The following is a 10,553-nucleotide window of genomic DNA, read 5'->3' as shown; positions in this document are numbered from 1 at the left end:
AGTGTTGGAGGGGCAGGCGCGAGCCGAAGCGGCGTGCGGGATTCTTGGAGATAAGGCGAGATTCTACCGCCAAACGCGGCCACAGCGGGACTTATCCACAGGCTGTGATTGTGGGTCGCGGGGCCGGATCGGCCGGGGCGGGCACAGGCGAGCGACTCCTAAAGTATTGACCGTCAAGAGAAAAACGGTTTAAATAGCGGGTTCCGCGAAAACCAATCCTGTATTCCCGGCGATTGCGTTCGCCCGAATGCCTACGGTTAAGGGCACGCGGTCCCCTGAATTTCGACATTCTCGAACAAGTGAGAACATCATGAAACGTACTTACCAACCGTCCGTGACGCGCCGCAAGCGCACCCATGGCTTCCGTGTCCGTATGAAGACGGCAGGTGGCCGCAAGGTCATCAACGCTCGCCGCGCGAAGGGCCGCAAGCGCCTCGCCATCTAAGGCAGGTTGCGCGCTGTGTCCGCCGTCCGCAGTCCTGCGGAAGGTGCCGTCGAGCCGGGTGCGAATCCGTCGCAGACGAAAGCCGCCTTCCCGAAAGCTGCGCGACTTCTGAAAACGGATGAATTTTCATCCGTTTTTCGTTTGCGCCCGTGGCGGCGCTCCGCGCACTTCGTGATCTACGGCAAGCCGACCGGTCAGCCCGCGCGTCTGGGGCTTGTCGTCGGCAAGAAGTTTGCGCCGCGTGCAGTAACACGTAACCTCGTGAAGCGGCTGGCGCGCGATGCGTTTCGCTTGCGCCGGGCCGAATTCGCCGGTTACGACCTGCTGCTGCGGCAGCACACGCGCTTCGACAAGAAAGCGCTGCCGAGCGCGGCTTCCGCCCCGCTCGCGGCGATGTGCGCGGCCGAGATCCGCGAACTGCTCGACAGGGCAGTCCGGGAAATCGCCCGCCGGGCGTCGAAGCCCGCGTCCGAGTGACGCATCCGTGTCCGGTGCGGCGTTCGCGCCTGCCCGGCCGGTTTTGACGCGGCGTCTTACGGCGCTGCCCAAGGTATGGAAACGGTATTGATCGCCTTGCTGCGCTTCTACAAGGTTGCCGTGAGCCCGATGCTCGGCAACCGTTGCCGTTTTTATCCTTCCTGTTCGGATTACGCGCGCGAGGCAATCCAGTATCATGGCGCCGCGCGCGGCACGTATCTCGCCGTCAGGCGCGTGTGCCGATGCCATCCGTTTTCCGCGGGCGGCATCGACCTCGTCCCGCCGCCCAACTCCGACACTCGCGCTAGCGGCGAAGCCGACGCGCGGTCCCATCGACTCTGAGACAACGCATGGATATCAAACGCACCGTCCTATGGGTGATCTTCTTCATGTCAGCTGTCATGCTGTACGACAACTGGCAGCGGTCCCATGGACGCCCGTCGATGTTCTTCCCGAGCGCCACGCAGACGGCCCCCGCGGCCGCTGCCGGCGGTGCATCGGGCACGGGCGCGACGACGACCGCAGGTGAAGTGCCTGCCGCCGCAGCCGGCGCCGCTCCGTCGACCACTGCTCCGGCCGCCCAGGCGCAGCTCGTGAAGTTCTCGACCGACGTGTATGACGGCGAAATCGACACGCGCGGCGGCACGCTCGCGAAGCTGACGCTGAAGAAGCAGGGCGACGGCAAGCAGCCGGACCTGTACATCACGCTGTTCGACCACACGGCCGGCCACACGTATCTCGCGCGCACGGGCCTGCTCGGCGGCGATTTCCCGAACCACAACGACGTCTACACGCAGCTGAACGCGGGCTCGACGTCGATGACGGGTGACCAGAACGCGCTGAAGCTGTCGTTCGAATCGCCGGTGAAGGGCGGCGTGAAGGTCGTGAAGACCTACACGTTCACGCGCGGCAGCTACGTGATCGGCGTCGACACCAAGATCGACAACGTCGGCACGGCGCCTGTCACGCCGACGGTCTACATGGAACTGGTGCGCGACAACACGGCCGTCGAAACGCCGATGTTCTCGCACACGTTCCTCGGGCCGGCGGTCTACACGGATGCGAAGCACTTCCAGAAGATCAACTTCAGCGACCTCGACAAGAACAAGGCCGACTACGTGACCTCCGCCGACAACGGCTGGGTCGCGATGGTGCAGCACTACTTCGCGTCGGCCTGGATTCCGCAGCAGGGCGTGAAGCGCGACATCTACGCTGAAAAGATCGATCCGACGCTGTACCGTGTCGGCGTGAAGCAGCCGGTCGCCGCGATCGCGCCGGGCCAGTCGGCCGACGTGCAGGCGCGCCTGTTCGCCGGTCCGGAAGAAGAGCGCATGCTCGAAGGCATCGCGCCGGGCCTGGAACTCGTGAAGGACTACGGCTGGGTGACGATCATCGCGAAGCCGCTGTTCTGGCTGCTCGAGAAGATCCATGGCTTCATCGGCAACTGGGGCTGGTCGATCGTGTTGCTCACGATCCTGATCAAGGCCGTGTTCTTCCCGCTGTCGGCTGCGAGCTACAAGTCGATGGCGCGCATGAAGGAAATCACGCCGCGTATGCAGGCGCTGCGCGAACGCTTCAAGAGCGATCCGCAGAAGATGAACGCCGCGCTGATGGAGCTGTACAAGACCGAGAAGGTCAATCCGTTCGGCGGCTGCCTGCCGGTCGTGATCCAGATCCCGGTGTTCATCTCGCTGTACTGGGTGCTGCTCGCGTCGGTCGAAATGCGCGGCGCGCCGTGGGTTCTGTGGATTCACGACCTGTCGCAGCGCGATCCGTTCTTCATCCTGCCGGTGCTGATGGCCGTGTCGATGTACGTGCAGACGAGCCTGAACCCGACCCCGCCGGACCCCGTCCAGGCGAAGATGATGAAGTTCATGCCGATCGCGTTCTCGGTGATGTTCTTCTTCTTCCCGGCCGGCCTCGTGCTGTACTACGTCGTGAACAACGTGCTGTCGATCGCGCAGCAGTACTACATCACGCGCAAGCTCGGCGGGGCCAAGAAGAAACCGGCCTGACGCCCGTTGCACACGCGGGTGGCGAGCCGCCCGCGATGCACGCAAAAAAAGCCGCATGGTTCGCTCCATGCGGCTTTTTGCTTTTGCGGGTCCGGTGCGGGTTCAGCCCTTCTTCGATTCGCCCGAGTCGCCGTAGAACTGTTCGACCAGTTCCTGCACGAGGTAGCGATGATGCGGCGACAACGCTTCGATCTTCGACGCGAGTTCAATCGTCTCGGGCGTCGGCGGATAGCGCTCGTCGCGCGGCAGCGGTTGCGGCGTCGGGTGTTCGATCACGCTCGGCGACGGGCCGTAATGCAGCCAGTGGAGTTCGACGCGCAACCATTCGGCGAGCGTGGCGAGTTTGTCCGACGTCGGAATCGTGCGGCCCGTCAGCCACTTGTGCGCGGTTTGCGGCGAAACGGGTTGCGCTCCGCGGTGGCGCAAATTGAATCGGTTCGCCAGCTCAGTCGCACCGGTGACCTTCTCCGGGCTGCGCCGCAGGGCGAATTTCAGGCGTTCCGAGAACGCGGCTTTTTCTTCGGATGTCGGCATGGGGGAGATTGTGCAATTCCACCGCCATGTTTCAGACAACCATTCGGGCTAAACGTATCTCGTTCAGACGAATCCCAATCTCGATCAGAGTGGGGAACAAAATTGAGGGACACAGCGTTGGGCCGCTCCAGCAGGCATACTCGTCAGAAACGACTGATGTGACATTGCGCTGGACTGATACTTGGCTTATCCCCGGCGGGATAAATTCGGGCGCGTCCGAATCCTGCGTGGCGACCGATGGTGTATGAGCCGGCACGCTACAATGCCGGCGTTCCGATGCCCGAACTGTTGCGCGGGCGCACCATATTCACTGATCACCCGATTCATCCGATTCCCATGCTCGCTACCGATTCCGATCCGATCGTCGCCATTGCCACTGCTGCCGGCCGGGGGGGCATCGGGGTCGTCCGCGTGTCGTTCGGGCGCGGCGGCGAGGCGGCCGCGTTGCCGCTGATCGACGCGTTGTGCGGGCAGAAGCTCGCGCCGCGCCATGCGAGCTACGTGCCGTTCCTCGACGAGCACGGCGCGCCGCTCGACCGCGGGATCGCGCTGTATTTCCCGGCGCCTCATTCGTACACCGGCGAGCACGTGCTCGAGCTGCAGGGGCACGGCGGGCCGATCGTGATGCAGTTGCTGCTGCAACGCTGCCTGGATGCGGGGCGCGGCTTCGGGCTGCGGCTCGCGGAGCCCGGCGAATTCACGCGACGCGCGTTCCTGAACGACAAGCTCGACCTCGCGCAGGCCGAGGCCGTTGCCGACCTGATCGAGGCGAGCACCGAAGCCGCGGCGCGTTCGGCCGGGCGCTCGCTCGACGGCGCGTTCTCGCGACAGATCCATACGCTCGTCGATGACGTGATCACGCTGCGGATGCTGGTCGAGGCGACGCTCGATTTTCCCGAGGAAGAGATCGATTTCCTGGAGGCGGCCGACGCGCGCGGCAAGCTCGCGAAGATCCGCGCGCAGCTCGCGCACGTGCTCGGCGACGCGCGGCAGGGTGCGCTGCTGCGCGAAGGGTTGTCGGTCGTGCTCGCGGGGCAGCCGAACGTCGGCAAGTCGTCGCTGCTGAACGCGCTGGCCGGCGCGGAGCTGGCGATCGTCACGCCGATCGCCGGGACGACGCGCGACAAGGTCGCGCAGACGATCCAGGTCGAAGGGATTCCGCTTCACATCATCGATACGGCCGGGCTGCGTGAGACCGAGGACGAGGTCGAGCGGATCGGTATTGCTCGCACGTGGAGCGAGATCGAGCGTGCGGACGTCGTGCTGCATCTGCTGGATTCGCGTAACGGGATGACGGCGGATGACGAGACGATCGCGGCGCGGTTTCCGGGCGGCGTGCCGGTGGTGCGCGTGCTGAACAAGACGGATCTGACCGGTGTGGCTGCGTGCGTCGAGCATCCGGCGGCGGAAGGTGATCTGACCGAGGTGCATCTGTCGGCGAAGCGCGGCGACGGGATCGATATGTTGCGCGCGGAGCTGCTGCGGATCGCCGGGTGGCAGGCGGGGGCGGAAGGTGTGTATCTCGCGCGCGAGCGCCATCTGATCGCGCTGCGGGCCGCGCAGGAGCATCTCGCGCAGGCGGCGGATCATGCGGAGCAACGCGCGCAGTCGCTCGATCTGTTTGCCGAGGAACTGCGGCTCGCGCAGGAGCAACTCAATGCGATTACCGGGGAGTTCACGTCGGACGATCTGCTGGGGGTGATTTTCAGCAGGTTTTGTATCGGGAAATAAGGGGGCGCAAAACGTTGCTTGCCGAGAATGGTTCGGCTATGACAAGAACAGCAGAACACTTCGGCGTCCGCGCGGCGATTGCGAAATAGTCTGTGCAGACTAGCTTACAGCTGCGGGCGTGTCGCTAATAGTCTATCGATGAGAGACGGGGGGAGGGATATATATACAGAGTTATCCTCACTGTCACCCCTCTAAAATGCCACATATATGTCGTTATAGCTATTCCAGGAAATTTCAGGGGTGGGAGTGCTAAAAGTGTGCTGCGCAAGCAACTTTCCGGTGCTCGCACTGTATACGCGACCAACGTACTCGGAGTTTCCGCCCGGAATCCAAGTCAGAAGACATAGATTCGCAATATATACTCCATCCGGCGATGTTGAATTTGTGCATTCTTCTCCATGTGGGGTTCGGTCGATGGCTAAAAAGACGATAAGAAAAATGGCGAGTAGTGAGCGGGAAATTATGAAAGGCATAAAGGTGCTTTGAGGTGATTTGGCGATCGATTTATTTTGCATATTGCTCGTGGAAGATTGATTCGTAGCGGTGCCGGGAGCATATCGCTTGTCGGAGTAGATGGCAAAACCCCCGCAACCTTGCGCTGCAAGCCGCAACCGGCCGTGACAATTCGCAAGCATTCTCCATGTACGTGGAATCGCCACTCGACGCGCCATTGTGCTTGATATGTTGGCATGTAGCGGCTTATCTCACCGTGTCGCGCAAGCGATTCTCTTTGCGAATTCAGTTCGACCTCTGCCATATTAATGATGGATTTTCAGAGTTATTGGAAATCGATCGGTATTCGCGGGCGCGATGATTGACTGACCAGTTTGATTCCGTCGAGGTCGCCGCAGCCTGTTTCAGTGAGGCCGGGAAACCCGATATGCGCGCAGATTGAGGCTGGCACTCGACAAGCGCTCGTATGGAATTCTTTGATAATCTGGATGAAAGTCGATGACTAACGAAAAAATTCCGTACTACATAGCAAGCAAATTGCTTTGGCAGTGGAAGCTTCGCGACGGCGCGGACGGCTGCAAGATTGTTCCAAATATAGCGCTGTCGATGGATATGGATCCGCCGCCGTTGCCAAGACAACCGACGTCGGAAACTGCTCCGGTCAATCCTGCTCCGAAACGCCCGAAGCCCGATACGCTAGATACGATGGTCGACGACATTGTGCGGGTAGTTGATGCACTTTCACGCTTCAAGACCTGGTTGAACACGCCCGACCCGCCGAAAATTCCTACTTCTGGCCCACCTTTAAAAAAGAAGGAAGCTGTACCACCGTTTGACATTCAAGAAATTCCGCGTGCGATGCGTAAGCTCTGGATGCCTATCTCGGCAAAATTGATGGAGCGGTGGTTTGCCGGCCCGCTAAACTATTCGCCAACCGATGGTGATGAGATGGCATATATCAATCAGGATGGCGAGCCATACCCGCCCGAAATGTACGATAAAAAGACCATCAAACTTGACTGGGTGCTCAAATATGAGCGAGCAAAGGTGCAGTATGATGCCTTGCAACAGATCGAATACTTGCTTACTCGGAACTCGATGAGCGCGATTGGGAATGCGCTGTCGTCGCTCCGGGCTTCGTATAGAGAGATCGACGCTCTCGGCCTTTGTAATGGAGATTTGAAGGAGCTGCACAGGCGATTTCAGTTTCAGCGCGCAGGAGTGGAAAGTTCGTTCAGTCAAAAAATTGATACGTTTATTGCTCAGCGAGTGCGTAGTGGCGGAATACCAGATGATTTGACTGGCGCACTTGGTTCATTTAATTTTTACGCTGCCGTCGGTTATGCGCACTTCAATCAAGATGGTAGCCATGTGACGATCACCTCTATTATCATTTACATCAAGGATAATTACACATTTACCACAGTAGAGGGACAGGCGTCGCAGTATCTCGGACACTGGAACCGAAACGGCGCCGCCATCGTGCCAGCTTCATTGGCTGCTGGGGCGGCGGGCATCTCATGGATAGACTATCCCATTGCGATTGGTGACATGCGAGTGCCAGGGAACGTTTATTACCCTGTTCGGAACAGCTCCTTTCGTCAATGGCAGCAGCGCTATCGTCGTGGCGGTGATTTCGTTATTTTTTCCGACCACCGGTACATCAGGTTGCGGGAACCTATTCAACTTCGATTCGCATGAGCGCGACCATCAACGAAGCCGGTATTGCCCTAACTGTAATTCTTCTGGTCGCGATATTGCCAGTCGTCGCACTGGCTTTTTTGGTGCGATTGCTGAATTCGATCTTATCCAAACCAGGCGATTGGGCGGGCGCTATTGTCGAGGGGGTTGGAGTTTTAATTCGACACACCTTCGCGGTAATTTCTATCGTTGTTGCCCTTGGCATCACGTGGAGTTACTGGAAAGATGCGCAACTGCGTGCGAATTGCTATCCGAGTGAGCGAAACAGCGAGCGCTCTCTGCATGGTAGTTATTGGGCTCGATACTGCTATTTTGGACATACGATCGTTCTCAGGCTTTACGACGATGGAGGCGAGCGCCTCATCGCTGAGCGAACGTACCGGGACACGTCTGGCGTACCGGTTAAGCTCCATTGGGGAAAGGAGGCATTGATGTACCGCGAAGAGGGCGATCTCGGTGAAATCAGTTTGCCGCCGACCTTTCTTGACCAGATGCTTGCGCGACTCCCGTAGCAGATTACGTCGATGTCGATGATTCATGAATTACTGGGCAACCCGTACCAACTGGACGCCGACGACAATCTGATCGAAGACGCTGCAAAGGATGCGCGCCTCGAGCGTCTCCACTACGAAACGCTCGCCGCGCTACAGGTATTTCTGATGCATGCCGAGCTGACCAAGCCGGCTTGATGGCGCGAAGGTCCGGATCGATGCAGCCGGACCCTCACCCGCGTCAATCCCAATGATGGTGATGGTAATACCCGCCACCACCGTAGTACCCGCCGTCAGGCACCACGATACAGCCGCTCAACAGCACGGCGACGCTGGCAATCAGCAAAAGGGTCTTCTTCATCGCGTTCACCTGCTCGGGTTCAATATGAAACCCAGCATAGCGAGCGCGCGCAACACCGGCTGTAAGCGATCGTATCCCTGTTCCGCAATCCGTAACGGCGGATTATTCCGGTCACAATGACCGTAACAAATACCCAAACAGCAGACGTTTTCAGGCGGTGACGACCCTGTTTCGCCCCGTATCCTTCGCACGATACAGCGCGGCATCGGCGGCTTCGATCAACGCATCGGGTGTCGAGAGATCGTCGGCCGCCACGGTCGCGCAGCCGACGCTCACGCTCACGCGCCCGGCGGGTGATGCCGGCATCGCGAGATCGAGCCGCAATACCGCCTCGCGCGCTTCCTCGGCGACCACCCGCGCGCCGCGCGCGCCCGTGTTCGGCAGCACGATCGCGAACTCCTCGCCGCCGTAACGCGCAACCATGTCCGCAGGCCGCCTCACCGCGCCGGCCAACGCATTCGCGACCGCGATCAGGCACGCGTCGCCCTTCACGTGACCGAACGCGTCGTTGTATGCCTTGAAGCGATCGACGTCGACCATCAGCAGCGACAGCGGCTCGCCTTGCCGTCGCGACTGCAGGAACAGCGTGTGGAAATGATCGTTGAAATGCATGCGGTTGAACGCGCCCGTCAGACCGTCGCGCGCAGACGAACGGATCAGCGTCGCGTGTGCCTCGAACAGCCGCTGGTACAGCATCGTCACTTCCCACGCGAGCACGCACACGAGCACGCCCGGCGTGAACATGCTGAACACGCGCGCGAGATACCAGCCGACCGTGAAGCGATTGGTGCTCATCAGGTTCAGCGTCGTGTCGGTGAGGCAAGCGAGCACCGCGATCGCGAGCCACAGGTCGAGCGTCGTGCGCAGCCGGCCGGTGGCCAGCACGGCAACGAGCGCCAGCGCGTTGAGCAGCCACACGATCAGCGCGACGCCGTTGACGGGCAGCACGGCCGCGTCGCCCGGCGGATGAAACGCGGGCGGTAGCGACACGTTCAGCGCGAACAGGCACAGCAGCCCGGCGACGACAGCCGGCCCGCCGATCAGCGCGAGCGTCCACCAGCGTGTCTGCTGCGCGCCGACCGGTGCACGCGCCAGCCGCGCGCGCGCGAGCAGCGCGACCATCACGAAACTCGGGAAGCCGGCATGCCAGAAGATCCACATCCACGCGGCGCTTTGCGGTTGCGCACCGAACAGCCCGTGCGGCGCAAATACGCCGGGAAAAGTGAGCAGCTGCAGCGCGACGGCGAGCGCGGTGAACGCGTAGGCGCCGCCGAGCGCGCCGAGCACCGGCTGGCGTGTCACGGTGAACTGCGCGCCGAGAAAGAACGCCGCGATGCTCGCGGTGGTGAACACGGTGAGCGCGCACATCGGCATGAACGGCTCGACGGCCGGCAGCGAGACGTTCGCGTGCGGCGCGGCGATCCCGAGCGCGAGCACGATGACGAGCGCCGTCAGTGCGCCGAACCAGAGCTGACGGCGGGTCGTGTGCTGGATCAGGATGCCTTCCATGGAGTTCCCCGGGCACGTAGGCGGAAACGCCCGGTCTTGCGCCGGGCGACAGGCAACCGGCCGCTGCGCGACCGGTGCGGCCTGATCCTATCGCGTTATGGGTGCGCGCTCAAACCCCGAGGCCGGGACCGAAGTTGCCGGCGACCCAGTGCGTGACGGCGTTGACGTCCGCGTAGTCCTGTTCGGGCAGGCCGTCGAGCATCGACAGCACTTCGTTGCTGGCGCCTGCGTCGCGCGCGGCATCGACGATCGCATCCTTGTTGGCCGGGTAGCGGACGGCTGCCAGCACGTCGGCGATCTGCAGGTCGATCGTTTCGCCGGGAATGTCGTGCGGAGGCTGGGCGGGCTGGTCGTTCACGGCGGTGTCTCGCGGAGTGAGCAGAGTGAGCGGGTTGAGCGGGAATCGGATCGAGGCTGAATTCGGGGGCGTTACAGGGTGCGTAACGGAGTGCAGAACGGGGGCGCGTCACGCGTTCACATTCCAGGGCGGCCCGGCCGGCGCGCCCCGCGGATGAACGCCAACCGACTCAATGCCCGCGTCGCACGCGGCGCCACGGATGCTTCCAGTCGATGTGCGGGGCGTTTTCGTCGCGCGGATGCTGGCGCCGATGTTCCTGCCAAAGTTCGTCGGAAAACAGCGCCGCTACGATCACGAGCGGCAGCACGAGAAAAATTCCGAGTATGACTTGCTCGATCACGATAGCCTCCTTGCGGTGGCAGGAACCCTAGCTCCCATTCTAGGCTCTGAACTTCGCCCGCGTTCAATTTCTTACAGTGCGTGACAGGCCCGGATGCGGCCTTGCCGCACGTGCGCCGGCATCAAAAAAGGATATGAA

At 61.4% G+C, this 10,553-nt stretch carries 12 protein-coding genes; 8 read left to right on the top strand and 4 right to left on the bottom strand.

What is annotated here, in order from left to right; genetic code table 11:
- Positions 1–310 precede the first annotated feature (310 nt).
- The 4 genes from rpmH (at position 311) to yidC (ending at position 2,937) form a co-directional block, all read left to right on the top strand.
- Positions 311–445 (top strand): 50S ribosomal protein L34, encoded by a 135-nt coding sequence (gene rpmH / locus ACPTTF_RS17150; protein WP_004198824.1) that lies wholly within the window; start codon positions 311–313, stop codon positions 443–445.
- 15 nt (positions 446–460) lie between these two features.
- Positions 461–922 carry a ribonuclease P protein component gene (rnpA, locus tag ACPTTF_RS17145; RefSeq protein ID WP_166962264.1) on the top strand — a complete coding sequence of 154 codons (462 nt, stop codon included), beginning with the start codon at positions 461–463 and terminating at the stop codon, positions 920–922.
- A gap of 75 nt (positions 923–997) precedes the next feature.
- Positions 998–1,264 (top strand): membrane protein insertion efficiency factor YidD, encoded by a 267-nt coding sequence (gene yidD, locus ACPTTF_RS17140; RefSeq protein ID WP_059232865.1) that lies wholly within the window; start codon positions 998–1,000, stop codon positions 1,262–1,264.
- Positions 1,265–1,272: 8 nt separating this feature from the next.
- The gene (gene yidC / locus ACPTTF_RS17135; RefSeq protein ID WP_423371829.1) at positions 1,273–2,937 is read left to right on the top strand and encodes a membrane protein insertase YidC; all 1,665 of its coding nucleotides are present in this window, start codon (positions 1,273–1,275) and stop codon (positions 2,935–2,937) included.
- Positions 2,938–3,039: 102 nt separating this feature from the next.
- Here the strand turns inward: yidC and ACPTTF_RS17130 are convergent, their stop codons facing one another.
- Positions 3,040–3,471, bottom strand: a complete 432-nt coding sequence (locus ACPTTF_RS17130; RefSeq protein ID WP_059700521.1) for a transcriptional regulator — start codon at positions 3,469–3,471, stop codon at positions 3,040–3,042.
- A gap of 336 nt (positions 3,472–3,807) precedes the next feature.
- Here ACPTTF_RS17130 and mnmE point away from each other — a divergent pair, with 336 nt between their 5' ends.
- From mnmE to ACPTTF_RS17110, 4 genes are all read left to right on the top strand, one after another.
- Positions 3,808–5,202, top strand: coding sequence for a tRNA uridine-5-carboxymethylaminomethyl(34) synthesis GTPase MnmE (gene mnmE, locus ACPTTF_RS17125; protein ID WP_423371828.1), 1,395 nt, complete (start codon positions 3,808–3,810; stop codon positions 5,200–5,202).
- Positions 5,203–6,153: 951 nt separating this feature from the next.
- Positions 6,154–7,356 (top strand): DUF6402 family protein, encoded by a 1,203-nt coding sequence (locus ACPTTF_RS17120; RefSeq protein WP_423371827.1) that lies wholly within the window; start codon positions 6,154–6,156, stop codon positions 7,354–7,356.
- Positions 7,353–7,868, top strand: coding sequence for a hypothetical protein (locus ACPTTF_RS17115; protein ID WP_423371826.1), 516 nt, complete (start codon positions 7,353–7,355; stop codon positions 7,866–7,868). The genes ACPTTF_RS17120 and ACPTTF_RS17115 overlap by 4 nt, the downstream gene beginning before the upstream one ends.
- A gap of 12 nt (positions 7,869–7,880) precedes the next feature.
- Entirely contained in the window at positions 7,881–8,045 is a 165-nt protein-coding gene (locus tag ACPTTF_RS17110; RefSeq protein WP_423371825.1) for a hypothetical protein, read from the top strand.
- Positions 8,046–8,358: 313 nt separating this feature from the next.
- On the opposite strand, the gene ACPTTF_RS17105 is transcribed toward ACPTTF_RS17110, so the two are convergent.
- The 3 genes from ACPTTF_RS17105 to ACPTTF_RS17095 all read right to left on the bottom strand — a co-directional run bounded on the left by ACPTTF_RS17105 (position 8,359) and on the right by ACPTTF_RS17095 (position 10,382).
- The gene (locus ACPTTF_RS17105) at positions 8,359–9,717 is read right to left on the bottom strand and encodes a sensor domain-containing diguanylate cyclase (RefSeq protein ID WP_166962282.1); all 1,359 of its coding nucleotides are present in this window, start codon (positions 9,715–9,717) and stop codon (positions 8,359–8,361) included.
- 109 nt (positions 9,718–9,826) lie between these two features.
- Positions 9,827–10,075 (bottom strand): DUF2795 domain-containing protein, encoded by a 249-nt coding sequence (locus ACPTTF_RS17100; protein ID WP_166962285.1) that lies wholly within the window; start codon positions 10,073–10,075, stop codon positions 9,827–9,829.
- Positions 10,076–10,244: 169 nt separating this feature from the next.
- On the bottom strand, positions 10,245–10,382 hold the full coding sequence (locus ACPTTF_RS17095; RefSeq protein WP_162489606.1) for a hypothetical protein: 138 nt from the start codon (positions 10,380–10,382) through the stop codon (positions 10,245–10,247).
- Positions 10,383–10,553 lie beyond the last annotated feature (171 nt).

The organism is Burkholderia crassaminum, from assembly GCF_964265005.1.
In the GTDB taxonomy this organism is placed as follows: Bacteria; Pseudomonadota; Gammaproteobacteria; order Burkholderiales; family Burkholderiaceae; genus Burkholderia.
Note: the sequence above shows the minus strand (reverse complement) of the source record. Positions and strands in the feature narration are given on the sequence as shown.

Excerpts from the sequence above, each read along its gene's own strand:
- rpmH (WP_004198824.1), top strand. The coding sequence starts at position 311 with ATGAAACGTACTTACCAACCGTCCGTGACGCGCCGCAAGCGCACCCAT.
- yidD (WP_059232865.1), top strand. The coding sequence starts at position 998 with ATGGAAACGGTATTGATCGCCTTGCTGCGCTTCTACAAGGTTGCCGTG.
- yidC (WP_423371829.1), top strand. The coding sequence starts at position 1,273 with ATGGATATCAAACGCACCGTCCTATGGGTGATCTTCTTCATGTCAGCT.
- ACPTTF_RS17130 (WP_059700521.1), bottom strand. The coding sequence starts at position 3,471 with ATGCCGACATCCGAAGAAAAAGCCGCGTTCTCGGAACGCCTGAAATTC.
- mnmE (WP_423371828.1), top strand. The coding sequence starts at position 3,808 with ATGCTCGCTACCGATTCCGATCCGATCGTCGCCATTGCCACTGCTGCC.
- ACPTTF_RS17120 (WP_423371827.1), top strand. The coding sequence starts at position 6,154 with ATGACTAACGAAAAAATTCCGTACTACATAGCAAGCAAATTGCTTTGG.
- ACPTTF_RS17115 (WP_423371826.1), top strand. The coding sequence starts at position 7,353 with ATGAGCGCGACCATCAACGAAGCCGGTATTGCCCTAACTGTAATTCTT.
- ACPTTF_RS17110 (WP_423371825.1), top strand. The coding sequence starts at position 7,881 with ATGTCGATGATTCATGAATTACTGGGCAACCCGTACCAACTGGACGCC.
- ACPTTF_RS17105 (WP_166962282.1), bottom strand. The coding sequence starts at position 9,717 with ATGGAAGGCATCCTGATCCAGCACACGACCCGCCGTCAGCTCTGGTTC.